The organism is Fibrobacter sp. UWB11, assembly GCF_900143015.1.
In the GTDB taxonomy this organism is placed as follows: domain Bacteria; phylum Fibrobacterota; class Fibrobacteria; order Fibrobacterales; family Fibrobacteraceae; genus Fibrobacter.
The window spans coordinates 458,348-482,964 of record NZ_FSRT01000003.1 but is presented as its reverse complement, the minus strand read 5'-3'; the positions used below and the strand labels follow the sequence as shown (position 1 = coordinate 482,964).

General features: G+C 47.8%; 20 protein-coding genes. 8 read left to right on the top strand and 12 right to left on the bottom strand.

The window, feature by feature from the left end; all coding sequences use genetic code 11:
• The first annotated feature begins 263 nt into the window (after positions 1-263).
• From BUQ91_RS14105 to BUQ91_RS14090, 4 genes are all read left to right on the top strand, one after another.
• A complete protein-coding gene (locus tag BUQ91_RS14105; RefSeq protein ID WP_074209725.1) occupies positions 264-1,403 on the top strand; it encodes a hypothetical protein in 1,140 nt (379 codons plus the stop codon).
• Between the two features lie 66 nt (positions 1,404-1,469).
• Positions 1,470-3,356: an ABC-F family ATP-binding cassette domain-containing protein gene (locus BUQ91_RS14100; RefSeq protein ID WP_074209724.1), complete on the top strand. Its 1,887-nt coding sequence runs from the start codon at positions 1,470-1,472 to the stop codon at positions 3,354-3,356.
• 161 nt (positions 3,357-3,517) lie between these two features.
• On the top strand, positions 3,518-4,063 hold the full coding sequence (locus BUQ91_RS14095) for a hypothetical protein (RefSeq protein WP_074209723.1): 546 nt from the start codon (positions 3,518-3,520) through the stop codon (positions 4,061-4,063).
• Positions 4,057-4,647: a hypothetical protein gene (locus BUQ91_RS14090; RefSeq protein WP_074209722.1), complete on the top strand. Its 591-nt coding sequence runs from the start codon at positions 4,057-4,059 to the stop codon at positions 4,645-4,647. The genes BUQ91_RS14095 and BUQ91_RS14090 overlap by 7 nt, the downstream gene beginning before the upstream one ends.
• On the opposite strand, the gene BUQ91_RS14085 is transcribed toward BUQ91_RS14090, so the two are convergent.
• The 8 genes from BUQ91_RS14085 to aroC all read right to left on the bottom strand — a co-directional run bounded on the left by BUQ91_RS14085 (position 4,644) and on the right by aroC (position 17,888).
• Positions 4,644-5,603, bottom strand: coding sequence for a hypothetical protein (locus BUQ91_RS14085; RefSeq protein WP_074209721.1), 960 nt, complete (start codon positions 5,601-5,603; stop codon positions 4,644-4,646). The genes BUQ91_RS14090 and BUQ91_RS14085 overlap by 4 nt on opposite strands.
• A 13-nt stretch (positions 5,604-5,616) precedes the next feature.
• On the bottom strand, positions 5,617-8,430 hold the full coding sequence (locus BUQ91_RS14080; RefSeq protein WP_074209720.1) for a fibro-slime domain-containing protein: 2,814 nt from the start codon (positions 8,428-8,430) through the stop codon (positions 5,617-5,619).
• Between the two features lie 12 nt (positions 8,431-8,442).
• Positions 8,443-10,332: an outer membrane beta-barrel protein gene (locus BUQ91_RS14075; protein WP_074209719.1), complete on the bottom strand. Its 1,890-nt coding sequence runs from the start codon at positions 10,330-10,332 to the stop codon at positions 8,443-8,445.
• A 186-nt stretch (positions 10,333-10,518) separates the two neighbouring features.
• The gene (locus BUQ91_RS14070) at positions 10,519-12,066 is read right to left on the bottom strand and encodes a hypothetical protein (RefSeq protein ID WP_254842378.1); all 1,548 of its coding nucleotides are present in this window, start codon (positions 12,064-12,066) and stop codon (positions 10,519-10,521) included.
• A gap of 64 nt (positions 12,067-12,130) precedes the next feature.
• The gene (locus BUQ91_RS14065) at positions 12,131-14,242 is read right to left on the bottom strand and encodes an FISUMP domain-containing protein (protein ID WP_074209718.1); all 2,112 of its coding nucleotides are present in this window, start codon (positions 14,240-14,242) and stop codon (positions 12,131-12,133) included.
• 4 nt (positions 14,243-14,246) lie between these two features.
• Positions 14,247-15,731, bottom strand: a complete 1,485-nt coding sequence (locus BUQ91_RS14060) for an FISUMP domain-containing protein (RefSeq protein ID WP_083601291.1) — start codon at positions 15,729-15,731, stop codon at positions 14,247-14,249.
• Between the two features lie 83 nt (positions 15,732-15,814).
• Positions 15,815-16,690 (bottom strand): tetraacyldisaccharide 4'-kinase, encoded by an 876-nt coding sequence (locus BUQ91_RS14055; protein ID WP_074209744.1) that lies wholly within the window; start codon positions 16,688-16,690, stop codon positions 15,815-15,817.
• 115 nt (positions 16,691-16,805) lie between these two features.
• Entirely contained in the window at positions 16,806-17,888 is a 1,083-nt protein-coding gene (gene aroC, locus BUQ91_RS14050) for a chorismate synthase (protein WP_072831002.1), read from the bottom strand.
• Positions 17,889-17,992: 104 nt separating this feature from the next.
• Here aroC and BUQ91_RS14045 point away from each other — a divergent pair, with 104 nt between their 5' ends.
• The 3 genes from BUQ91_RS14045 to BUQ91_RS14035 all read left to right on the top strand — a co-directional run bounded on the left by BUQ91_RS14045 (position 17,993) and on the right by BUQ91_RS14035 (position 19,864).
• Complete coding sequence (locus BUQ91_RS14045) at positions 17,993-18,568, top strand: hypothetical protein (RefSeq protein ID WP_072831000.1); 576 nt, start codon at positions 17,993-17,995, stop codon at positions 18,566-18,568.
• Positions 18,569-18,812: 244 nt separating this feature from the next.
• Entirely contained in the window at positions 18,813-19,370 is a 558-nt protein-coding gene (locus tag BUQ91_RS14040; protein WP_072830998.1) for an NADH peroxidase, read from the top strand.
• Positions 19,371-19,450: 80 nt separating this feature from the next.
• Positions 19,451-19,864, top strand: a complete 414-nt coding sequence (locus tag BUQ91_RS14035) for a Fur family transcriptional regulator (protein ID WP_074209716.1) — start codon at positions 19,451-19,453, stop codon at positions 19,862-19,864.
• Here BUQ91_RS14035 and BUQ91_RS14030 read toward each other — a convergent pair.
• From BUQ91_RS14030 to BUQ91_RS14020, 3 genes are all read right to left on the bottom strand, one after another.
• Entirely contained in the window at positions 19,861-20,520 is a 660-nt protein-coding gene (locus tag BUQ91_RS14030; RefSeq protein WP_072830994.1) for a potassium channel family protein, read from the bottom strand. The two genes, BUQ91_RS14035 and BUQ91_RS14030, sit on opposite strands and share 4 nt — an antisense overlap.
• A 41-nt stretch (positions 20,521-20,561) precedes the next feature.
• Entirely contained in the window at positions 20,562-21,965 is a 1,404-nt protein-coding gene (locus tag BUQ91_RS14025) for a TrkH family potassium uptake protein (RefSeq protein WP_074209715.1), read from the bottom strand.
• 107 nt (positions 21,966-22,072) lie between these two features.
• Complete coding sequence (locus BUQ91_RS14020; protein ID WP_074209714.1) at positions 22,073-22,957, bottom strand: FISUMP domain-containing protein; 885 nt, start codon at positions 22,955-22,957, stop codon at positions 22,073-22,075.
• A gap of 69 nt (positions 22,958-23,026) precedes the next feature.
• Between BUQ91_RS14020 and BUQ91_RS14015 the strand changes: the two genes are divergently transcribed.
• Positions 23,027-23,419 (top strand): NADH-quinone oxidoreductase subunit A, encoded by a 393-nt coding sequence (locus BUQ91_RS14015; RefSeq protein WP_072830988.1) that lies wholly within the window; start codon positions 23,027-23,029, stop codon positions 23,417-23,419.
• A 91-nt stretch (positions 23,420-23,510) separates the two neighbouring features.
• Here BUQ91_RS14015 and BUQ91_RS14010 read toward each other — a convergent pair whose 3' ends face one another.
• On the bottom strand, positions 23,511-24,614 hold the full coding sequence (locus BUQ91_RS14010) for a BamA/TamA family outer membrane protein (protein WP_074209713.1): 1,104 nt from the start codon (positions 24,612-24,614) through the stop codon (positions 23,511-23,513).
• Positions 24,615-24,617 lie beyond the last annotated feature (3 nt).

Sequence of the window (24,617 nt, the reverse complement as noted above, 5' to 3'; positions counted from 1 at the left end):
AGAATAAGCCTCGCAGAAAGTAACTCTTTGAAACTTAACGGGTTACATGCGGGACTTTCTTTATACCCAATTTCTATTTACAATGGGTGTTGATAGATGTTGAAAAGTGTTGAAGGTTTTAAAGTTTTTTGTAGTAATTCCGTCATCATTTGTTGCCAAACGTTTCTTTTTTATTTACATTGTCCAAAAAAATGCGCATTCTTGGCTAATGTGGGTTCGCCAGGAATGTCGTTTGTCATTTGGAACCCGTAAGGTTGAATGGAATGAAACTGATTTTCAAGACTCTTGCTGCAGGACTTTTCGCCTTCTCTATGGCGAATGCTCAGGATGATGTCCCTGCCGATGCCGCTTTGGCTCCGGCATCTGACAAGCCGACGATGGCTAGAAGCGAACTCCCGGTGGGCGCCGATATTTCTAACCGTTACCTCGAACGCGTTTTCTACCACTGGAAGGACAACAAGGAAAAGGGCATCATCAAGGTGTTCATCCACACGGATGAACTTGCCGAAGAACGCGAACCGGACGTGTTGAACTACGACGTGCTTTACAGGGACGCCGATAGCAATGTCATTTTCTGGAAAGACCATGTTGCAAAGTGTGTCAAGTGCTTTGGCAAGCCGGTTGTCGATGGCCCGACCCCGAATACCCCGAAGGCTCTCGTGTATGACTGGGATCCGAAGAAAATCGACGATACCACCAAGACGATGGTTGAAGGCGAATTGCCGGCTGAAGTCTACATGATCACGAAGGACAACGACATCAGAAACCTCAAGTCCCGCTGGATTGGCCCGTCCGACAAGGAACAGGGCGAAAGCGAATTCGTGCGTGCTTACCGCTTTGGCTCCATTATGAAGTACAACGACAAGAACGCTTTTGCGATGGCTTTCGTTTACAAGAAGGGCGGCAAGTTCTTCTATGTGCCGGAAGGATACGGCTATATCGACCAGGGCGTTTACAAGGGCGTTGCCTTCCCGGAAAAGTTCTACGAAGTTGAAGTGACTGACTTCAAGGAAATCGTGGGCAAGTCTCCGATTGAAGAAGTCCAGGAAGCTATCAAGCGTGGCCCGACTCCGGTCAAGATGGCAGACCTTCCGAAGCAGACTTGGAAGGGTCCGAAGATTGAAAAGGAACTCAAGGCTCTCGTGAAGGGTTACAAGGTCAAGAAGCTCATCATCACGAGCGACTCTTGGGAATACCGCAGAAACTTCTTCGGCTTTGTCCTTTACAGATGGGTTGGATTTGACATTGTCTATGATGGCAAGAACAAGGACGGCAAGAAGGCTACCATGTACAAGTCTGGCTTTGTTGCAAAGCAGATGAGCAATGGTCGCGGCTTTGACAAGAACTTGATCATGACCGGTTCTCCGGTTTCTTGGAACCGCGAAGTTCTTGACTGGAAGTAATCTATCGGTCGCCTCTAAAGGTTTGAAAGGACGCCCTCTGGGCGCCCTTTTTCTATCTTTGGTTTTGTGATTCAAATTCAGAATGTATCTAAGTCTTTTGGCATGCAGGTCCTTTTGGACGGCGCTAGCATGCTTGTTGCCGACCATGAACGTGTCGGTCTTGTAGGTCGCAACGGTTGCGGCAAATCGACCCTTTTCAAGATGATTCTCGGGCAGGAATGCCTCGATGGCGGTAACATCGACATCCCGAAGGGCTATACGATTGGCTATTTGCAGCAGCATATCAAGTTCACGCACCCGACGGTTCACGAAGAGGCGTGCAGTGTGCTCAAGGTAAATGAGGATGGCTGGCTCGAAGAACACAAGGTCGAGGCGATTCTCTTTGGTCTTGGCTTTGACGAAGAGAGCATGCAGAAAGACCCGATGCTTTTGTCGGGTGGTTTCCAGATTCGTTTGAATTTGGCGAAGGTTTTGGCGTCGGAACCGGATATGCTTTTGCTCGACGAACCGACGAACTATTTGGATATTGTTTCCATGCGCTGGCTCAGCCGCTTTTTGCGCGCGTGGAAGGGTGAAGTGCTCTTGATTACGCATGACCACCACTTTATGGATGAGGTCTGCACGCATACGGTGGGGATTCACCGCCACAAGATGCGCAAGGTCAAGGGGACGGTCGAAAAGCTCCGCGAGACGATTGCCGAAGAAGAAGAAGTGGCAATGCGCACGCAAGAAAACGAGCAGCGCAAAAAGGAACAGCTCGAAAAGGTTATCGAACGCTTCCGTTACAAGGCCGCAAAGGCTGCGATGGTGCAGTCAAAGATTAAGGCTGCAGCAAAGCTTGCGACGGGTGAACGCCTCACGCACGAACGCAATCTGGATTTCAATTTCAAGAATGCGGAATTCCCGGGCAAGCGCATGCTCCAGATTCATGGGCTGCATTTTGCGTACAAGAACGAAAACGGCTACGGTCCGGAGCTGATTTCGGACCTCGAGTTGGAAGTGTTCAAGGGCGACCGCATTGCAATTATCGGCCCGAACGGTCGCGGTAAAACAACGCTCTTGAACTTGATTGCGAAAGAATTTGAACCGACCCAGGGTACAATCAATTACAACCCGAACCTCAAGATAAATTACTTTGGACAGACGAACATCAACCGCCTGAATCTTGAAAATACAGTCGAAGAAGAAATTGCAAGTGCAATTGCGGATGTGTCACAGAAGAGCCGTGCGCGTAGCCTCGCGGGCGTGATGATGTTCAGCGGCGACACTGCCATGAAGAAGGTCAAGGTGCTTTCGGGTGGTGAACGCAGCCGTGTGCTGTTAGGGAAGATTTTGGCGAACGAAAGCAACATGCTTTTGCTTGACGAACCGACGAACCACTTGGACATGGAAAGCATCGAGAGTTTGATTGATGCGCTCGAAGATTACGATGGTACCGCACTTGTCGTGACGCATGACGAAGAACTGCTGCATGCTTTTGCAACGCGCCTCATCGTCTTCGACGGTGGTAAGTGCCGTATCTTCGAAGGCACTTACGCGGACTTCCTTGAAAAGGTTGGCTGGGCTTCTGAAAAGAAGCCGGGCGGCGCGAACTCCGCAAACATCAAGGTCTCGAATATCGACGTCACGGACGACAAGCCTGTAAGTTCGACGCCGCGCACCAAGGAAGACCGCAGGGCGCGTGCGGACTACATTGCCGAACGCAGCAAGGTCATCAAGCCGCTCGAAAAAGAGACGGCCCGCCTTGAAGCTGAAATTGCGAAGGCCGAAGCTCTCGGCGGCGAACTTGAAGCAAAACTTGTGGCCGCCTCGGAATCGGGCGACGGCAATGCGATTACGTCCATCGCAAAAGACATGGACGAAAACAAGAAACTGACTGAAGAACTTTACGCTGCTTGGGAAAAGGCCAGTGCCGAACTCGAAGCTGCGAAAGACAAGTACAAGTTAGACTAGTTTTTTACGAGATGGCGTGCATAACGCTGGCATGATGGTTGTGCCATTCACCTTTCACGTCATTGCGAGGCCCCTGTAAGGGGACGCGGCAATCTAGCTTCTAGTAATTTCTATTTTATTCTAGACGTTTGTGCAGAAGTGATTGTGCAAAAGGAAAATTTATGAAATACTTTTTATGGATAGTATCTTTGATGCTGTTTGCCTGCTCTTTGGCGGATGTGGATGACGATAGTGATTTTACGCCGGCCTATGGTAGACTTGTTGGATGCTGGGTCTCGACAGAATCGGGTTGCCGGGAAATATGCTTTAATGCAGATACTTCTTTTACTGTTGTTACTAACACTTCCGACGGGAATTCTTCGGTGGAAATGTATGGGTATATCTCGGAGACAAGTGTCGTTTCGAAATGGGGTGAAGTCAATGACAGTTGGAATGTCTATGTGTGGGCTGCAAACTCGCAGACTTTACCGTTAGTTGGGTCAGGATTGATAACCCCGATTTTGAATGGCAATGTGATGACGATGGAGTTGAATCCCTATTTGGAACCTTGGAGCCGAGGGACATTCTTTTATTTTAATCGTCATGATGAACCGGCCAAGTCGTTTGTCCGTGCGCAGGGCGCCTCGAATTGCGGGACGTTTGGCAGTTATCTCGATACGACGAGCTTTACTTTGGAATCGTTAAGAAGCAGGAATAATAGATGGTGAAACGTTTGCTTTTGATTGCTCTTTTTGCGGTGACTTCGCTATTTGCCCAAAATGGTGTGTCGAGTACCGAGTTGCCTAAATCCCGCTTTGTCGCACAGACGGAATTTTACTATTCGAAGTTGTCCATTTTTAGGGAATCGCTTACTTTCAATGGCAATGGCGATTTTTGGTTACAGTTTGGCCGTGAGTTCCGTTTTGCTAGGTATTTCTCGTGGACGCCTTCGATTGGCTTTAATCGCAATGGCTGGTCGTTTGAACGCGCGGGGCATAGCGGCAAAATGAGCTTTGTCGTTCCGTATGTTTCGTTCTCGATAAATGCTCATCCGTTCGATATTGGTTATGTCGATCTTGGTCTCCATTATGGACGTTTGACCTATTGCTTTGGCGAATTGGATGGCGAAAATACAACAAAAGACGATACCTATTTTTCGTCTTATAGCCATGGATTTTACACCCACATCGGTGCCGATTTCCTAGAACATTTTAGGGCAGGGCTTGTGTACCGACAGACATTTATAGATTCGGATGATTATCCTAGAGTCATTGTCGCTGCGCTAGGCGGGTTTGTTTTGTACAAGTTCTAGTTTTGCGGTTCTACGCGTTTGCGTGGCTTGAGCGTCATTCCGTTGCTACGGTAGTATTGAATATCCGTGAGCACTTGACCGACCCAGTAATGCTTTTGCGGGTCCTTGCGCCAGTTCTCGAATCTGTTGCGGTGTTCTGTTTCTGGATAAAATTGCGCAATGGCATCGGCGAGCGTTGGCGATGTGGCGAGGGCTTGTTTGAGGCGGTGGGCGCCTATGCCAATTTGTTCTAAACCTTTGCCAGTATCGAGAGCCAAGAGTCCGGACGTGTTGTTTTTGCCCTGATAGTTCATCTGGAATCCCGAAGTGTGATGGATGATGGACATGAGGACTGCTGGGTCCGTGCGCTCGCGGAGGCATGCTTCAAGAACGGGCAAGTTGCAAAGGTGTTCGCTGTCCCAGGGCTTACCGGTATATGTTATTATAAGTGTGTGGTCCGTGCTATCGGACAAGATGGACAATTCGTAACGAATGCCTAGATCTCGTTGAAGCGCTTTGATCAATCGGATTCCCCTGTTCTTGAATTTCTTGTAACCGATCATCTTTATCTGTAACGTGTCCTTGATTTTTTCGAGAATCGGTGTCGTGGGGCGCGTGACAACGAGATTGTAATTGTTGATGACGGTGGGGAGGATGTAGGCGAGTTCTGCTGCGGCACTGTCGAGGTTACAGTTCATGTCGATGATGAGCTCGCCCTGGTCGCAAAGCTTTTGAATCGCGGACGTGGTGTACTTCTGGTATTCGAGCTGCTCGTCGATTGTCGGGCGGGGTTCTTCTTCGGGGTGTGTCGCATAAGCAGTGGCTATCGCTGCAATTCCAAGAACCCATGCAATGATGATGAGCTTGACTTTGATACTTCTCCAGAAAATGCGAATAACTGCACGACCTTTTTTGGTCATGCAGATGCATATCAGCCAAAGTAATGCGATACCCGCCCAGAGGAAAACCAAGTTCACGTTGCTTTGTTCCTTATCTCACGTTCACGAGTTCGTAAGTGAGGCCGACCTTGACAACGTAGGATCCGTATGTGGGAACATTCACACGGGCGCCTTTGTCGCTCAATTCACCAACGGAAAGCACCTGACCCTTCATGTCCATGACTGCGTAACGCTTGGCGAGGTTTGGCGAGGATTCGTTCATGACGATTTCGAATTCGAACGGGGCGGTCATCTTGACGCGGAACGAGGGCTTTGTATTTTCGTTCTTTTCATCATCTTTGTCCTTGTTGTTTTCGCTCTTGCTAGAACTGGATTTGGGGGCGACGTTACTTGAGCTAGATTTTGAATCGTTTTTGCTAGAACTTGATGTGACTTTGTTTGAACTACTAGATTTCCCTGTGCCACTATTGGAACTTGATGATTTGGAAACGTTCCCCGTGCTTGACGAACTAGATGTTGTTGCTGTGTTCTTAATGTTCCAGGACATAATATAGACATCGGTACCAATCGTAATGCGCAGATAGTACGTACCCGGAGTAAGTCTCTTCTTCAACTTGATTTCGTTAATCATCGGTTCACCCGGTTCCGTGACATCGATGATGCCGTCTAACTGAACCGGATTAGCTTCGAATTCTTCTGCAGAAATAATCGTCTTGGTCGGGTCAGAACCACTCTTATCAGTGGTGAGCGTATAAGTAATCTTATAGCCATACGCAGTAATTTCCTTGCCTTCCAACACGACTGCAGTACCTCTTGCGGCAGCGCAGCTACCACCACCGGACTGAGAATACTTCAGCTTGAACTGGTTGTTACCACCAGTAGCCTTGAAATCTTCGTTGCTGTTCTGGTGACCTTCGGCCTTAATACCCACGGTCTGTTCAATGAACATGTTCGTCTTGATACGGACGTTACTCATTGTAGTACGACGGTCGCAGAAGAAGATATCGATATCATAGGTGGAATCCGGCTTGCCTTCGGGCATAAACGTATCCAAGTCCACATAGCCCGGAGCAGCAAGGTGAATGCCACCTAGGTCCACTGCAAGCTTGTTGTCTATATAAACCCAAATATCATCATCACCACGGAAGCTGAACTTGAGCCCCTTCTTGAAGCGGAATTCAGCATGGGATTCGAAGCAGAAATGCTGGTTACGACCTCCATTACCCTTACCGCCTTCTTCGGATGTCCAACGTGGACTACCCGAAGAAGCAGAAGTTTCAGTACCATCCACAAAGAATGCCCAATTTGCAGGAGCCTTCTCTGGGCAGCTCCAACCAAAGACGCAATCACTGGAAGTTTTTAAATCAAGTGCTTTTTCTATTGCTGAAGTTGTAGCATCACCATCAGCAAAGAGGCCATCGCACTTAATGCCTCCATTCCAACCCGGACCATTGCAGATCACGTCAATTTGCGGAATCTTTTCAGTCGGGTGGAGTTCTCGGAGCTTTGGACCGTAAAATACAGGTCCTTCTGCAGTATGCTTTATTCGAGCTGCAGGAAGTCCGATCTGAGTAGAATAAGCTTCGTTAAGTTTGGTCGCAGTGGTAGCTTCGGCAGGATAGAAACCACCCTGAACAGGAGTTTTAAGACCAGGGCTTGTATAGAAGTCAGAGTCAAATTCCCACTTGCCATCGTCAGTACGGGTAAACGGCATATCAAAGCAAGTCACTTCGTTCACACCAGGAGTGTAATTGAAGAGCATATTGAAATACTTGTCATCCATAAAACATTTTTTTCCGGCAGTCGAAAGCTTCGGCTTTTTGGTAGCTGGGTCAAGAGTCGATTCTACAATACCCGGGGTAACACCGATGCAATCAAAAATTGCTTTAAGAGCTGCATCTTTGTTAGCTCCAGCAGTAGCATTCGTTTGGTCTACTCTTTGGCATCCTTCACCACCTATATCGTAGCAAGAAAATGATGGATGCAAGCTGGGATCTGTATCATAGATAAAAGCAGCGAGGTTATAAGAGCAGTAACCATAAATATCTGGTCTGTCTATATACCAACCGGCCAACTCACTCGGAAGTGCGGCAGCCTGCTTTTCGTCAGCGACAAAGAAGAGAGAGCCGATAAAAGTAGCTTCTGACTTAAAGTTATCAAACATGTCTTTCAAATTAATCGGAGTTGCGGCTTCATCGTTTTTATATGCCGCTTCACCTCCCATACCAATGACATTCTGTAATGTCTCGTCATCGTCTCTATGGATATAGACTTCAGTTGGGAGCGCTTCATTCACGTAGCGTCTGTAGTACCAACCGCAATGGTCAATATCTATGCTTAGTTCTCGTTCTTTGCCGTTTTCATTAATTATCGGCACTGAGCTCTTCCAAATTATGTTATTTGGCAAGAATACATAGAAATATTTGACGTCAGGTGCATCACCTAGTACTAAAGGTTTGGATGGGTCCTCAAAGCTAGGCTGGATCCAAAGTTCGTTGGTCGTTGAACCGAAATCAGCGCAAGAGAAGCCCTTGCCGGTTGCAAATTGGAACATAGTGCCAATCTGAGTTGGAGTAATGCCTCCCTGCTGGCCGTAGTCGTTCTGAACTTTCGAGATGTAGAAATCTGTAGAGGTGTTTGTGCCTGCTATTTTTGCAGTGCTAATTTCATACCAATCGGCATACTTAGTGCTTTTTGAGAAAGCTATAAAGTGACCACCAGCGACAGTATAAGCGGTAGTCCATCCATCAGGAAGCTTAAGATAAACGGTTCCCTCGCACCCAGATAATGATGCCGATGCGCTTTGGATACCGGCAAGGAGTATAATACTTCCTAATGCCCCAAATTTAAAAGATCTAATTTGTTTTTTAATTGTGTTATTTGTTAAAATCTTAAATAAATTCATCTTACACCTCTCCTACAAGAACCAATAAGTTACGTTCAGTTGTCCTTGCCATGTTTTGGGAGAATCCTTGCTGTCGCTTAAACGCGTGATGCCGAATATAAAGCGCAAGTCAAAGTCGAGCATTGATTTGCCGATGCTGCGAGAAATTCCGATGCCTGTCGCGATGTCAAATTCGAAGGCGCTCAAGCCTCCGTTGTCTTTGTACGTTTCAGTTCCATAAACGTCGGTGATTTTTGCTTCGCTGTTGGAATAAATGTTGAAAGAGAACATTGGGCCTGCTTCGAAGTAAATGGTGTTCGGGATGGATACGCGTGCGAGTATGGGCAGGTCAATGTTCAGCTGTGTCGAGGAGTACTCGATTTCGAGATCGGATTTTTCGGACTTGTCAGAATCTTTCCAAGACAGTGTAACTGTTGAATTTGTCTTGCCGGTTCCTTGGCGGAGGGCAAGGTTCAGGTCTCCGCGCAGATTGAAATACTGCGATTGCAGGAACATGCCGCTAAAGCCCACTTTGAACCCAACACCCCAGTAATTGCTGAGAAGGTCGTCTGCTCCGCTGATGGAGGGGCTGTATGCTGTTCCGTGCTTGATGTCGTTGAGACCGAATTTTGTACTGTAGAAATCATTGTAGGTAATGCCTGCCGTGACACCGCCCCAGATGCGTTTGGGTTTATTTGATGTTGTGTCGTTTGTTTTGTTTGCGTTGGCAGCAACCTTCTTGCCATCGAGTTCTGCATAGGCGACTTCTGCTTTCTGGCGTGTCTCGTCTGCTTTGGTGATGACGGCTGGCTTTTGTTCTTTAATTTCATAGGATTTCTTGATGACTTCGTGCCACTTGATTTCGACGGGCACTTGTTCACGATTGCCTTCGTTTTCTATTTCGATTTTGGCGCAGAGTGGGACTTCGCTTGCGAACGGCGTTGTGCCTGCAGCGTTGTCATCAATGAATACAGGGACTGCCTGTGGTACGCCGTTCTTGAAGACTTCCAGTTCTAGGCCACCGATGCCACGCTTTAGAGAATCCGATATGGTTTTGGTTTCGTTCTTTTGAATAGAAACATTGAGCTCGATGGGGTCATGGCAACTATGCGTGATGCGAACCGTGTGGATTCCTGGAATTAATTCGTTTACACCCCAATTGGCTTTTCTGCCATCAATTACGACTGAAGTGGAACCTCGTGTTTGGAGTTCGTCTGCAATTTGCGGGGCAATCTTTATAAAGCTTACGTTTGGAACAAGGTTTGCATTGACAGCTTGTCCGTTCTCAATCACGTTAATGATGGTATCCAGATCGTCGAAACGTTCTTTCGAAAATACGATTCGGTGTTCGCCGCCTTCAAGTTGGATTCTGCAGGGGGTGCTGGTGCATTGCGGGTTGGCTCTCCCGTCAAATGTGGGGATTGCGCCTATTGGGGTTGTCTGGATATCGATGATGAATTTCTTTGGGCCTTGGAACGAGAAAGAGTTGTTTGTATTGACGTACCCGAAGGGCATGGCGTTGTCGCGGCTTTTTCTGAAAAAGGCGGGGGCCTGTTCCTTGATAATCTTTTCGAGGTCTTCGACAGTCTCTCCCTTGCCTACAAAACTTGCAATGAGCTTGCTTGTGGCAGTCTCGTAAAGCTCGGCAGTGATGGCGAGTGATTTGCCAAATTGTGATACTCTTGCCTGTGCGACATAGTCAGCGGCGATGTTCCTGCCTGTTTCGGCGAGGCAGCTGCCTTCGCAGTCTTCGATGGATTTGCCTGGCGGAAGCATCACGTTGATGTTTTCGCGGGTCATTATGGTCCAGTTTTGTTCTGCAGGGAGGATTCGGACGGCTTCGCCTCGGAGAATATCTGCCAGATACATGCGTTCTTGTCTTGTGAGCAATTCTTTAGGGGAGAGCGTTTCCAAAACGGCCATGTATTTGGCTGAAACCAAACAAGGCAGCAGTAAGAGAAACGTTACAGCGAAAGAGCAAATCTTATTCAATGTTGCCAACCCTTTTTGAGATTTTTTTAGGAAATTTAAAAAAAACTAAAGTTGAAAAAAACTTTTTACAAAAAAGCACCTCGGAATGTGTCCGAGGTGCTTTTGCTATAGAGCTTTTTACTTTTCTGCATTCGCCGCAGATTGACCTTGAGCCGCTTGCGGCTTGGCTTGTTGCTTGCCGACCAAGTTGGGCGTTTTAAGCATATTGTTCGAGAACGAGGCGATTGTTTCGCTTGCTTTCTTGATAGTCTTGATGATGTTTGCTGTGTTGTCGAACTGAGCCTTGATATCTTCCTGGACTGAATTGAACATCTGCGTAAAGCAGAACAAGTCGTCTTTCGATTCGTTAAAGAGTTTGTATGTATTTCGGAGCGCGACGAGGTTTGCGGTTTCGCGCTCCATGGATTCCTTGATTTCGCTGTTCAACGAATCGCGGAGAGTTTTCTTTTGTTCGATAATTTCGGGAGCGTTTTCTCTTAAGATGTACGTTGGGAGTGTGCCAAATTCCTCGAACTTGGTAGAGGTGTTGCTTGATTGATTGACGGAGCTGCGGAGGCCGCTTGTACGGACCTGCGGGTCAATGGAAATGGTGCAGTTCGATGTCCCGTGGTAATTGCAGAGTACGCGCTTCTCAATTTGACGGAGTTCGTTGTAAGGGTTGAAACTTACATCGGTTTCAATGTATTTGAGTGGTGCGTAAAGCGGCACGGATTCGCCTGCAATGGTAATGCGGTATGCAAGGCACTTTTCGCCGTTGAACGGTTTAGTCTCGTAAAGGTTGTTCGAACTGTGGACGAGGTGGTTCACGCGCATGAGCAAGTCGTCGGCGTTGTAGGGCTTTTCGAGAAGGCTCGGCGTGTTCTTGTATAGTTGCGTTTTGAGAATTTCGCGGTAGCTTTCGGAAATGGCGGTATTCGAAGCGCTGCGTCCCCAAATGGATGTTCCCAAGAAGAAGGTGTCTATAAGTTTAGTTTCGTTGCGGCCATTGAGGAACGCGATTGCCTTAATCATGTTCGAAAGGGCGATCCATCTGCGGATGGAGACGTAGACGCCGTTCTGGGTGCAAGTCTCTGAAACCTTGCCGATGACTGCAAGAGTATTCGGGGAGAGCGTAACCTTGTGGATTTCTTTTATCCATTGGGCCTGTTCTTCGGCGCTAATGGCGAGGTTGTCCGGGACTGGTTCTTCGCTTTCGGTTCCGTGGATTTGGAGCAATGCGCAAAGAGCGTCAGACGATATATTTTCGGGGAGCATGATGGTGAGCGTGACCTGGTCACTCACTTCGGATCTGCACAGCGCAGATTCCGGTTTTTGGTCGCCCGAAATAATAATGGAATTTTTTTCGTGGTCGTGGACAACTATTTGGAGATTACTTTTGTTCTGTTCATCGCCCGGCGTAAAGTTGTCGAAGATAATCAGGTTGTAATCGTTAATATTGTCAGGGAGTTCTTTTTGCTTTTTTCCGAGCCTTAAAATTTTTGCGTTCTTGAATGTGTTTGAAATTCTGCGGATGATAAGGGAACTACCGCAGCCGGGATGGCCGTACAAATAAAAAGGTTCCTGAATGAGCGTGGTGAGAAAACCCAACTGCACGTGGTATTCTCGTTCGGGAATATTTTTTGTGATTATTTGAAGAAGTTCGGCAAAACGTTGACGCAAATTCATTTTTTTCTCCCTAGTTCTTGTTTTTAAAAATACAATAAAAAAAGGAGAAAAGGGCAAAAAAACACTAATCTGCGGTTTGTTTGGCCGTTATTTCTTCTGGAATCATCTTGATGCAGCGAATTGGGTTTGTTGCTGTTTTAGTTGAATAACAGATGTCGGAATTCATTGTTGTAAGTGTGAAACAGAGAGTTCTGGCACTGTACTTTTGGTCATCTTCTGATGAACCCCAATAATATACAGCATCTTTTTCGCTAATTGGTGTTGCGTTGAATCCATATAAATCATAGCCATTGCCGTTTCTTGGCCAGCCTTCAAGTCCTTTCAGGTTCTGTCCTGAGAGAACGTTGCCTCCTGTTGCTTCCTGAAGCTTTAGGAAATCGTCTTTGTTTGGGAGGCGGTACCCGTCTGGGCAAATCCCTTTGGCGAATGTCTTGGGATTACATGTAAGGTGATAACCACATCCGGCGCCGTCATTAGAATAAATTTCGGCTGAATCCATAGCTGCTGACCATGTGTATAATCTGCCAAAGGTATTGCAATATTCCGGATCGTCCGTTGGGCAAGAGCTTTCGGCAGATCCCTCGTGATACTCGAGTCTCAGATTTTCAACCATCCATGTCTGGTCCCCAATTTCTACGGTCTTGTAAACATTGCCGTCTCTGGAATCTTCAAGTGTGCCATAGACTATTTCATGATCGGGCTTGGGAATGTTGTTTTTATCTTCGTAGTTCATTAAGCAACGGATGGAATATGCGTAATCCTCCGTAACCATTCTGATGTAGTATTGTTGTGTATGGTCAAAAAGAATGGCGTTGGCATCTTCTTTGTCAGAAGTCCAGAAATAGGCAATCTCTTTTTCGGTTGTGAATTCAGCTTTTGTTGTTCGCGTTCCTGCGGCCAACATAGAGAACTCAAAATCGTCGGTTCCTTCGGATCCGTCCCAACCTTGTTTTGCCTTTAGCTTTTGGGTGTTGTAACCACCAATATAATAGAACAATTCATTCCATTCTGCTCGATTGGGCAAGTGCCACCCTTCTGGGCACATTCCTTGGACGACTTCAGCAGGCTTGCAATTTGATTTTGATCTTAGGCCGCATAGCTTAGAGTCGTTTGAAAAAGCTCCTACCGAGTCCATGGCGGCGCTCCAAGTGTAAAGTCGTCCGTACTTTGTACAGTAGGCGGTATCGTTTTGGTAGCAGAAACTTCTTGCCGACTTGAAGTAGTATGCGTAATTCAGGTTTTCTGCCATCCATACGCGATTGTTGATGGTTGTAGTTCTATAAATATGTCCGTCACGACCGTCCGTCAACGTCTTTTTGATGGGGTCATAGACTGTTGGACGAGGGGGTTCGCTAGAGCTAGAAACAATGCTTGAAGAGCTGCTACTGGATGACGACGAGCTCATAGAACTGCTTGATTCCGAGCTAGAAGAATGAATGCTGGAGCTGGACTGTTCTGTTATGGAAGAGCTTGATTGATTTTTGGAAGAGGAGCTGGATTGTTTTGTTATCGAAGAACTTGATCGATCATTAGAAGATGAACTGGATTGAACTTTGTTCGAAGAACTCGATATTTCATCCGATGAACTGGATGATTCCTCGATGAAGTTATTTTCTATGCAACGGACAGAGAGTCTAAAATTTTTTGGATAGTCTTCATAGAATACGTAATCGCTTACGCCGTCGAATCTCCAGTTGAAGGCGTTTTTACTGTCTAGCTCTGTAGCGGACCAGAACAATGCCCTATAGCCTTTCTTTTGTCGCTCGTCGAGAGCGTCGCGGTAACCCATTGGGGATGCTTCAAAGCCATATTTGTCTTTTCCGTTTTTGCCTGTTTCCCAGCCCGAAGTGGATTTCAACTGGAGGCCAGCTTTTTCTACGCCGCCGACTTCTTCAAATAGAGTTTTCCATTCGTCGTCATTGGGGAGATGCCAGCCTTCAGGACATGCTTTTTTTGCTTCTTCCCAGGTGTAGAAATATTTTTCAAAATAAAGGTTTTCGGCCATCCAAGTTTGTTCGCCGATGGTTACTTTCTTGTATTCTCGGTTGTCACGGGAATCGGTAAACGACTCTAGTGATTCATGCTCGTTGTTGTTCTCTACAGATGTTGCAGATTCTGAACATGCGATAAAGGAGGTGGCTAGGCCAAGGGAAAGAGTCCATAAAATCTGTTTCATCTTTTTACCTCTTTAGGCAACGAACGGATTGGAAGGCCGAATGATTGGTGAATATATCTGTTTTTAAGTTGTCATTTATAAATGAAAGTACAGCGTCCCCACAGAAAAATTCATCTAGGAATGATGATGTCCAGTATTTGGCAGTTCCGTTAATACTGATTTTTTTTGTATCGGGATTGCATGATCCAGACGGTGTGATGTTGAGGCCGTACACATCATTCCCTTGAATCGAATTGTATATCAAGGATTCGGTGTTGCATATAGTTTCGAGGATGCCCCATGGAGCAGTCCAAGAAATTTGATTGATCAATGTTTTCCAATTGCTTTGACTTGGTAATACCCAACCGTTAGGACAGGCTTTTATTGCGGCTCTCCAAGTGTAATAACAGCCTACGAGTGCGAGAGTGTCAGGATCTTGAGGACAAAAGACATCGACAGTATCTGCGGCATCCCTAGGAATCTCGTATCTTAAGTTTTCAGCCATCCAAGTTTGATTGCCGATGGTGACGGTCTTGTATTCTTGTCCGTCACGGGAATCTGTTATGGTCCCGTGAATGACTTTGGCGGGGTCGTACTTGTAATTGGAGCTGTTTGAAGTAGCGCTTGAACTGCTTTGAACGCTAGAGCTACTGATTGCACTGGAACTACTTGGTGTGCTAGAACTACTGCTTTTTGCGCTCGAACTGCTTCGGACACTGGAACTGCTTCTTGCGCTGGAGCTGCTTTTTGCGCTCGAACTACTCCTGACACTAGAGCTACTTTTCGCGCTGGAACTGCTAGAGCGCATGGAACTGTAATAGAATGTCTTGCTGCCTTTGATGCATCGAACAGAAAACGCGTTGTTGCGATTGCCGGCATCACGGATGACGAGGCTGTTGTCGGCGTTAAGGCTCCAGTAAAGTACGTCGGTGCCGTCATACCGAGTTGCGGACCAGAACGAAGCATTGAGTCCTTGTTGGCTGTAATTTTTGGAGGTGTCGCGGAAACCTGCGGCTAGTGCTGTAAAGCTGTAAGCGTCGGAACCGTTGCCGTCGCTATTCCACGTGGATTTTGCTTTGAGTTTGCGACCTGCGTAATCAACTCCGCCTGTGGAGTTGATTAAGGTTTTCCAATCTTCGTTGTCGGGGAGGTGCCAGCCCGAAGGGCAGATGTTGCGAGCCATGTCTTCGGACCAAGTGTACAATCTGCCGTACTTGTCGCAGTTGCTGTCTTTGTCTTTATAGCAATAGCTACTTGCGTCTGTGTCGCTGTAATTGTACTTGAGGTTTTCGGCCATCCAAGTTTGTTCACCGATGGTGACGATTCTATATGTCTCCCCATCACGGTTGTCGGTGATTGAACCCGTTTCGACTTCCAAGGGGTTTATGGTAATGCCATCTCCTGGATCTGAAACGCTTGAACTAGATGAATCGCATGCAAAAAATGTACTTGCCGAAATAACGGCAAACATCCCATTAAACCAAAATCTGCCGATAGTACTTTTGTTCATAAAGAATAAAATACAAAAAAAGAAATGGATAAATTACTCTTTACAAAAAAATGAAGAACAAAGTTTTGCTCAAAAATTTACGGCTAGAGCAATTTTTTTAGGATGTTGTCGGAGACTGTTATTTTTTGTATAGCGGTGTGGAGCTTTGGATGGGCGAGGAGCGACTGCTGCAAACGGCACGCATCTTTTTGCGAAATGACGATGTTTTTGTCTTGCGCAAGTTCCGCTTGGACGATTTGATGGAATCGTTTGTCGTGATCGCGGCGGACGATTGCTTTTTCGACATTTATTCCGAATGTACGGATGTCTTCGACGAATCGCTTGGGATTGCCGAGCCCGCAAATGGCTGTAGCGGTAAGCGGTTTGCCCGCTGCAAAGTTTGTGATGGACTCGATGGAAAAATTGATGGCGGGCGAATTGACGCAATGTCCGTTGTTGCCTACGCAATCAAGATGGATGATTTCGGTTTCGTCGTGGTCCTGCTTTAAACTGCGGAACGGGCCGCTCGGCAAAAGGCTTGCTATGGATTGCGGCGGTTCCTGCCAGTCAAGGCAAATGCGGTGGGCGCCTGTAAAGCGCGAATCTTCGAATCCGTCGTCGCAGAGGATAATGTCGAATTTGTCTTGAATTTCTTTGGCTGTCTTGTAGCGATTTTTGGTCGCGAATACTTTTATTTGTGTAGATTTGGCGGATTGAAATTTCCGCTCAATCATGATAAATTCATCCCATGCGGCGCTGTGACATAGGATAGCAATTTTCTTACCTTGTTCTTGAAAATGTTTTGCAAGCCAGATGGTAAAAGGCGTCTTGCCGGCACCCCCTGCTAAATAGCTCCCGACAATGAAAACGGGAACGCGTAGTTGCGGTTGAGGGCGCAAAAAGAGCTTGTGGTGCAGTTTGTACGCAATTCGGTAAAATGCGGATGCGACAAGGCGGAAAGACTTCGTTATGTGTTTCATTGGCAATGCCTCGATGCATGTCATGCCGGTCTACGTGCCGGCATCGCCTTTTCATAAGATGAAGGCGCCCCCGTGAATCCGGGGTGACAGCTTGACGAAGAGAGCTGTCGCTTAATTAAAGGCAATTGCGTTTCTGCTGCAAGTAAAGATCTGCAAGCACGAGAGCTGCCATGCTTTCCACAATCACCGGAGCGCGGACGGCAACACAAGGATCGTGCCTTCCCTTGGCGGCAAGTTCTCCGTTTTCGAGACCTCGGCCGGCGGTCTTTTGCAATTGCGAAATGGTGGCTGTCGGCTTGAACGCCATGCGGCAATAGATGGGTTCGCCATTCGAAATGCCACCAAGGCTACCGCCCGCGTTGTTTGTACGCGTGCGGTAGGTGTTGCCGTCAACATAAATCTCGTCGTTGTGTTCACTGCCGTGCATGCGGGCTGCTGCAAAGCCGCTACCGATTTCGAATCCCTTGCATGCCGGGATAGAGAGCATCGCTTGGGCCAGAAGTGCGTCGAGCCTGTCGAATACCGGTTCGCCGAGGGCTACCGGGACGTTTTTTACGAAAAGCGAGACTGTTCCGCCGATGCTGTCGCCGTTGGACTTCGCCTCAAGGATGGCTTCTTCCATCTTTTTGCTGGCTGTTTCGTCCGGGCAGCGGACGGGGGATGCTTCAATTTGGTCAAGCGTAAGGGTTTCCAGATTCGGCATGGCGCAATCGACATTGCCGACAGAAGCGACCCACGAGAGAAATTCTGTACCTGCGACCGTCTTCAAAAATGCTTTCGCGACGGCGCCTGCGGCTACGCGACCGATGGTCTCGCGGGCAGAACTTCTGCCGCCGCCGCGGTAATCGCGGAATCCGTATTTAAGGTCATAGCAGAGGTCGGCATGCCCCGGTCTGTACCACTTGGCAATGTCGGCATAGTCGTTACTGTGCTGGTCTTCGTTGAAAACGACGAAAGAAATGGGGGTTCCTGTCGTTTTTCCTTCAAAAACACCGGAAAGAATCTTTACCTGGTCCTTTTCGTTACGGGCGGTCGTGACCTTGCCCTGACCCGGGCGCCTGCGGTTCAGTTCGGCCTGAATCATTTCTTCGGTGATCGGGAGGCCGGCGGGGCATCCATCGAGGACGGCTCCAACGGCGGGACCATGGGATTCACCCCATGTTGTGACAGAAAATATCTTTCCAAATGTGCTTGACATGTGACCAAATATAGATACTGGACCAAAAAATCTTTTTTTTATGAAAAATTTTTGCTTACTTGGAAAAAGTTTACTATCTTTTACAATATCTAGAGGAGTCTATTGTGTCCAAATTTGGCATTGTCGTTACTTTTTTGATTCTTGTGCTTTCGCTACACGTGCAGGCACAGTCTCAGAATAATTTTGCCGGCATTCCTTTTGGCTCCACTCGTGAGACCGTCATTGAAGAAATGATGAAAAAAGGTTACGAACCTTACGGTCAGACCGGTATTGGTGAGCGAGTGGTCATTCCTGTTTATATGTTCGGTGAACTGCCAGTTCAGGTCGATTTCATTTTCAATAAGAACGACAAGTTCTATGCCTTTGAAATCCGTACAGGCCGCGTTGAACGTGCTCGTTTGAGCAAGACCTTCGAAGCGGTTGCCTACATGTCCGATCAGTTCACGCTCAAGTATGGCAAGCCATCGGGTTCTCCGGCTATCAGCGAAGTTTCTACCCTTAAAGAAAACGTGCATAATCTTTATCAGGAATGGTTCTCGGTGAAGATTTTGGATGCCTACACTGCTGTAATCCAGAAGGGTAACCGCTATTATGCAGTGGGTTCTGTAACACACCGTCAGCTTGCAACTGAAGCCGAGACCAAGCGCCGCGAAAAGCCTGCTGAAGCTCCGGTGTTCTAATCCATAAAACAAATTGATTTTTAAACAGCCTTCAACGGGCTGTTTTTTTTATGCCTTTGCCGTACTTTTTTGCGAAAAAAAAGTTTTTGCGGTAATTTTCAAAAAAATTAATGAATATTTATAAAAAGTGGTTATTTTGACTTGACAATGTTTGAAATAATTATATATTTGTAATGATTACAAATTTAATCACAAAATAATCATGAATTTCTACATCAAATCCGCGTAGCGGAAAGGAGAAAATATGAAGGTCTGGGTTTGCAAAGTTTGCGGTTATGTCCACATGGGTCCGGAAGCACCGGAAGAATGCCCGCAGTGCCACGCTCCGAAGAGCAAGTTCTTCGAAAAGGTCGAACAGCCGGCAGCCGGCAAGATTGTCTGGGCTGACGAGCACAAGGTCGGTGTCGCTCAGGGCTTGGATGCCGAAGTGGTGCAGGGGCTCCGTGAGAACTTTGCGGGTGAATGTACCGAAGTGGGTATGTACCTTGCCATGAGCCGCCAGGCGGACCGCGAAGGATTCCCGGAAGTTGCCGAAGCTTATAAGCGTATCGCTTTCGAAGAAGCCGAACATGCTGCCAAGTTTGCTGAACTCTTGGGCGAAGTCGTTTACGCCGATACCAAGAAGAACTTGGAACTCCGTGTTGCTGCCGAAGCTGGCGCTACCGAAGGCAAGCTCGCTCTTGCTAAGCGTGCCAAGGAACTCGGTTACGATGCAATCCACGACACTGTTCATGAAATGTGCAAGGACGAAGCACGCCATGGTTCTGCATTCCAGGGCTTGCTGGGTCGTTACTTCAAGTAGTTTTGAGGTGTAAGGGCGGTTCTCGAAAGAGAGCCGCTTTTTTAAAGGTGTTTAATGGGAGTTTTTAAGAGGGTGTGATTATGCAAGAAACGGCAAACATACTCAAAGATCATGGCATCAGGCCTTCGTTGCAGAGAGTCTGTGTCTATCGCTATTTGCGGGGTGTCAAGTCTCACCCGACTGTCGATGAAATTTATTCGGCACTGTTGCCGGAATACCCGTCGCTTTCTCGTACGACGGTCTACAATACACTTGAGCTGTTGATAACAAACGATTTGGCGATTTCGCTGGACTTTGGCGATGGCTTTTTGCGTTACGATGCGGATTGCACGCCGCATAGCCATTTCAAGTGCAAAGGGTGCGGCAAAGTATTTGACGTGATGCTTCCGCCGCCGGATTGCTCACAAATGATTCCCGCGGGATTTACCTTGATGGGAACTTCACTTTATATGTTCGGGCTTTGCGACAAGTGCGCGTGTAAAGTCGCGGACTAATCTTTAAGTTTATCGAGCGCTTCGTTCGGTCCGATGAGGAACAATACGTCGTCTTCTTGCAAGATGACGTCTGCAATGTTACCGATTTTAGGCGTGGGCTCTTGCGGGTCACGGATAGCAATGACTTGTACTCCGTATTTGTGCGTAAGAGACAGCGTCTTCAATGTTTTTCCGATAAATTGCTTGGGACAGACAAGTTCCACGATGGAGTAGCCTTCCATGAACGGGAGGAAGTCGACCATGTTCGGGCGGTTCAATCGTTCGGCAAGGCTGATGGCTGCATCGCGTTCCGGATGGAAAATGTCCGTGACGCCGAGCTTTTCCAAGATGCTCGTGTGGGCGGCACTGCTTGACTTTGCGATGATGTGCTTGACTCCGAGTTCCTTCAAGTTGAGGATAGTGAGGAGCGAAGCTTCCAGATTGTCGCCGATGCAGACAATAACGCTATCGGCCTTTGTCAAGGACGGGATGGAGGCGAGCTGCTTTTTGCGGGTGCCGTCAGCAACTACGGCTTGCGAGACCATGCTTGATATGTCCTGGATTTTTTCAGGATGCGAGTCAATGACCATGATGTCATGACCGAGCGAGGTCAAATGACGTGCAAGGTAGTTTGCTGAATTTCCAAGACCGATAATAACGAATTGTCTAGAAGCCATGGTTTAAATATAGTATAGTGGTTTGTGGTTGGTACTATAAACTAGCCGACCATTATATCTTCTTCGGCGTAATAGGCGGTGTCCTGGAGCTTGCCTGCAACTGCGGAAATGAGGAACAAGGGACCCATACGGCCAATGAACATGACAATGCAAATGACGATTTTTCCGACCGTGGAGAGTTCTTCGGTAAGTCCCATCGAAAGTCCGCATGTGGCATAGGCGCTCACGACTTCAAAAAGAATCTTGAGGAATGGCCCGCTGTCGGCGGCGTATCTTGAACCTGATGGAATTTCGGTGTTGAGGAGAATGAGCGTGGCTGTTCCGATCACGACGATGGCGACGACGAAAATTCGAATGGCCTTGTCGATGGTGCTGTTCGGAATGGTACGACCCATTACTTGAGTCTTTTCCCTGCCAAGGAGCCTATTGAATCCGAGGAGCCCGATGACCGCTGCCGTAGTAATCTTGATGCCGCCACCGCAGCTACCGGGGTTTGCGCCGATGAACATGATGATGATAAAGAAGAATAGCGATGCTTGCGTGAGGTCGGGAATATTGACGGAATTGAGCCCAGCCGTGCGGCTTGAGAATGTCATGAAAAGGACGGACTGCGCGTTTTCGCTAAAGGTGTGGCCGCTAAAGAGGTTGTTGTGTTCGGTAAATGCAAAGACGAGGATACTTACGCCAATGACGATGAATGTTCCGTAAGTGGCAATGCGCGTGTGTAACGAGAGGCGGCGGACTTCCTTGTGCTTGAAGTCGAAAAGGTAGCGCAGTTCTGCAATGGCCAAAAATCCGAATCCGCCTGCGAGTACGAGGATGCAGGTGGTGATGTTCATGATGGGATTGTATTGGAAGCTCACGAGCGAGTCGGGGAATAGCGTGAAGCCCACACCGCAGAACGAACTGACGGCTTGGAAAATCGAGCAGAAGACGCGGTCGTACATTTCCATGGATTCGAACTGCGTGAAGTAGACTGTGCCGCCAATCAGTTCTAGCCCAAACGTAAAGGGGATAATTGCCCTGAGGATGCGGCCTGCATCGATGTTACCTTCTTGCGTAAATTCGGAGAGGAATACGGACTGGTGGCTAAATCCCGGATGCATGCCGGCAAGCAGGATAAGCGTTGTAGATGCGGTCATGATGCCGAGACCGCCGAACTGCATCAATACGACTATGATCCAAAGTCCGGTGTGCGTAAACGTGGAAGGAATATCGACAACAGAAAGTCCTGTGACGCAGACGGCAGACATGGCCGTAAAAAAGGCTTCGATTAAACTGATCGGGCGGCTTGCCGCTTGCGGAAGGCTGAGTAGCGCCGTGCCAATGACAATGAGCAGAAGGTAGGCGAGGACCACCAACATGATGGGGTTGGCCTGGGTCTTCGTCTTGAAAACGTTCTCGGACAGGGAGTCTGCGAACATTTGGTACTTTGAACGTAGCATAAGACAGAATTTAGTAAAGTTGAAAGTCGCGTTATCGCTTAAAATGGAAAAGGACCTCGCCTGCATAAGCAAGCAAGGTCCTTTGTGTAAGGAGGAAACTTTTAAGATTACTCTTGGACGCAGCGGACGCTAAAGCGCTTTGTTTTCGAGTCTACCTGGAAGAACAGGCGTTCTTTTTCGCCTGCGTAATCGGGGTCTTTTTCTACAATGATAACAGTGTAGGAATCACCCTTGTTATCTTCGAAATTCTTGTCGCCGTCCTGCGGTGTTGCAGATGTCCAGTGGAAGCCCATCTGGCCCATAAAATTGCAGTCGCCATCCTTGCAGCGGCCGCTGTAGCTCCATGGGACGGTTGCATCGTCAAGCGCAGCTTGAGCTTCTTCGCGGTTCGGGAGTCTCCAACCTGTCGGGCATGCCTTTTGTGCCGAGTTGAAGGTGTAGAGTCGGCCGTTAGAAGTGCAATTAGATTCTTGTTCGTTGAAACATTCGCTCGTGACACCGGCATAGTTGATGTCTTGTGCCATCCAGAGCTTTCCGCCAATCTGCATAAGCTGGTACGTCTTGTTGTCGCGGGCGTCGGTCATTGTCATGCCGTTAACGACAGGCGGCTTGTTTTCGGGCGTATCGATGGTGATCGCGTTTTGCGAAGACGACTTCGGAGCGGCCTTAGACGAAGATGACGGCGGCACCACGGTTGCTTCGCAACCAGGTGTCCAGCAGAACATCTTTTCTTCGACGATGTTCGGATAATCGACGTTTTCCGCCGGAACGTCTATAATCTTGTGCTCATAGATGGTTTTTCCACCATTGTTTACAGCAGAAGACGTTGGCGTCTGCTGTTGGAAGGAGCTGGAGGATGCTCCCGTAACAACGGATGACGAAGATTCATTATAAGCTATAGGTGGCGCAGCCGGGCTCGGTGCGTCATCAGAACAACCAAACAATAAAGAAACAACCCCTACAAAACCAATGGCAGCAATTTTTTTCTTCATGATTACCAAATATAGTTTACAAAAATGAATTGAAATGGCAAAAACTTTTTTACTATCTTTGGAATCACTATGAGCAATGTTGAAATATTCGACACAACCTTCGCCATGACGATTCTCGTGATCATGGCTCTCTGCATCCCGACCGTTCTTCTTGTTGCCAACTGGGTGCTTCACCCGGGCAAGGTTAAGCATACCATTATCAAGGGTTCTGCTTATGAATGCGGTTTGGCTCATGTTTCCGGTACCGCAAATGAACGTTATCCGGTGAAATATTACATGGTTGCCATGCTTTTCTTGGTATTTGACCTCGAAGTGGCCTTTATTTATCCTTGGACCATCCAGTTCCTCGCTGGTGGCTGGGAATTGCTGTTCATCCTCCTCGGATTCCTCCTGATTCTCGAAGCAGGTTACATCTACCTCTTGAAGAAGGGCGTCCTGGACTGGAATAGCGTTAAGGATTAGTCCTTAAAACGTTGTTTATTCTATCTCAAAATGGCGGATGCAGGCTTTCGGGTTTGCATCCGCTTTTTGTTTGTCCCCTATTTCCTAAACTCTAGAACGCGTCGCGGACGTACATTGTCATGCCGACGTTCTTGAAGTCAACCCATGAAAGTTCGCAGCGGGCGTACAGGTTTTCCTTCTTGTTGAGGGCGAACCGCCCCCCGAAGCCTAGGCTCCTGTGCCACTTGTTGCGCATAAGGTCGCTAAAGTAATCGCCTGTTTTTCCGCCTTCAAAGAAGATATCTCCGGCGAGTCTCCAGAAAAGCTTCTTGCGGAATTCGACCTGCAAGAACATCGCCTGCTCCCCGTAGAAGTAGTTCTTTTCGACTCCTCGGAATCGCTTGAGACCGTCTGAGCCTGCTAGTTTGTCGAACGGGGCGTTCCCGTCGACGCGCTGCCAGAGGAAGCCAACGGCCATGGATGTGTTCCAGATAAATTCGGAGTAGCCGCGGATGTCGAGTTCCTGATGGGTGTAGCTGTAGTCGCCTAAACCTTTGTTATAAAAGTAGTGCCCCCACTGGACTAGGTAGCCATGTCGGGCCCAGTTGGTGTTGTCGCGCGTGTCGATGGACAGGTGGTAACCGATGCCGTTGCGCCATCCGTCTGTGTTTTCGGGTTCTTCGATGCTACCGTGGTAGTGGTAATTGTTGAAGTCTATGTTGGTGCTGTTGAATTCGAAGAACAGTCCGTACTTAAAGTCGGGGTGCCATTGCTTTGTACCGAAGTTTGTATTGATGTGCGTCTTGAGGTAAAAAGTTTGGCGATCGAACTTGCGGTAGTCGTCTATATCGGGATTGTTCTTGCGTGCGAAGTAGTTGCCGACCCAGTCTTCGTAGTGAAGTTCTACATTGCCCAAAATACGGTCGTTCAAGAGGTAGAATTTGGGTGATATGGAGCCGGTAACCTGTTTGCGCGATGTCCCGTAAAAGGACAGGTCCAGTTCGGAGGCTTTTCCCCCTTCAAATTCGGGCTTGAAGAAGATGATAGCCATGGCGCCGAATTGGTACTGCGTTTCTTCGGTGTAGCCAAGTACCGGAACGGCAGAAAAACGTTGGAAGTTGTCTGTCGAGTCAGTGGAGGGTTTTGCTATCTCCCCCGCGAATGCCGGTGCCGCGAAGGCGGCAAGTGCCAGTAGCTTTTGTGTCAAGAAACGCATTTC

Bases quoted from the DNA above. Each gene is read 5' to 3' on its own strand.
- BUQ91_RS14105 (WP_074209725.1), top strand. From the start codon at position 264: ATGAAACTGATTTTCAAGACTCTTGCTGCAGGACTTTTCGCCTTCTCT.
- BUQ91_RS14095 (WP_074209723.1), top strand. From the start codon at position 3,518: ATGAAATACTTTTTATGGATAGTATCTTTGATGCTGTTTGCCTGCTCT.
- BUQ91_RS14090 (WP_074209722.1), top strand. From the start codon at position 4,057: ATGGTGAAACGTTTGCTTTTGATTGCTCTTTTTGCGGTGACTTCGCTA.
- BUQ91_RS14080 (WP_074209720.1), bottom strand. From the start codon at position 8,430: ATGAATTTATTTAAGATTTTAACAAATAACACAATTAAAAAACAAATT.
- BUQ91_RS14075 (WP_074209719.1), bottom strand. From the start codon at position 10,332: ATGGCCGTTTTGGAAACGCTCTCCCCTAAAGAATTGCTCACAAGACAA.
- BUQ91_RS14070 (WP_254842378.1), bottom strand. From the start codon at position 12,066: ATGAATTTGCGTCAACGTTTTGCCGAACTTCTTCAAATAATCACAAAA.
- BUQ91_RS14065 (WP_074209718.1), bottom strand. From the start codon at position 14,242: ATGAAACAGATTTTATGGACTCTTTCCCTTGGCCTAGCCACCTCCTTT.
- BUQ91_RS14060 (WP_083601291.1), bottom strand. From the start codon at position 15,731: ATGAACAAAAGTACTATCGGCAGATTTTGGTTTAATGGGATGTTTGCC.
- BUQ91_RS14055 (WP_074209744.1), bottom strand. From the start codon at position 16,690: ATGAAACACATAACGAAGTCTTTCCGCCTTGTCGCATCCGCATTTTAC.
- aroC (WP_072831002.1), bottom strand. From the start codon at position 17,888: ATGTCAAGCACATTTGGAAAGATATTTTCTGTCACAACATGGGGTGAA.
- BUQ91_RS14040 (WP_072830998.1), top strand. From the start codon at position 18,813: ATGAAGGTCTGGGTTTGCAAAGTTTGCGGTTATGTCCACATGGGTCCG.
- BUQ91_RS14035 (WP_074209716.1), top strand. From the start codon at position 19,451: ATGCAAGAAACGGCAAACATACTCAAAGATCATGGCATCAGGCCTTCG.
- BUQ91_RS14030 (WP_072830994.1), bottom strand. From the start codon at position 20,520: ATGGCTTCTAGACAATTCGTTATTATCGGTCTTGGAAATTCAGCAAAC.
- BUQ91_RS14025 (WP_074209715.1), bottom strand. From the start codon at position 21,965: ATGCTACGTTCAAAGTACCAAATGTTCGCAGACTCCCTGTCCGAGAAC.
- BUQ91_RS14020 (WP_074209714.1), bottom strand. From the start codon at position 22,957: ATGAAGAAAAAAATTGCTGCCATTGGTTTTGTAGGGGTTGTTTCTTTA.
- BUQ91_RS14015 (WP_072830988.1), top strand. From the start codon at position 23,027: ATGAGCAATGTTGAAATATTCGACACAACCTTCGCCATGACGATTCTC.
- BUQ91_RS14010 (WP_074209713.1), bottom strand. From the start codon at position 24,614: ATGCGTTTCTTGACACAAAAGCTACTGGCACTTGCCGCCTTCGCGGCA.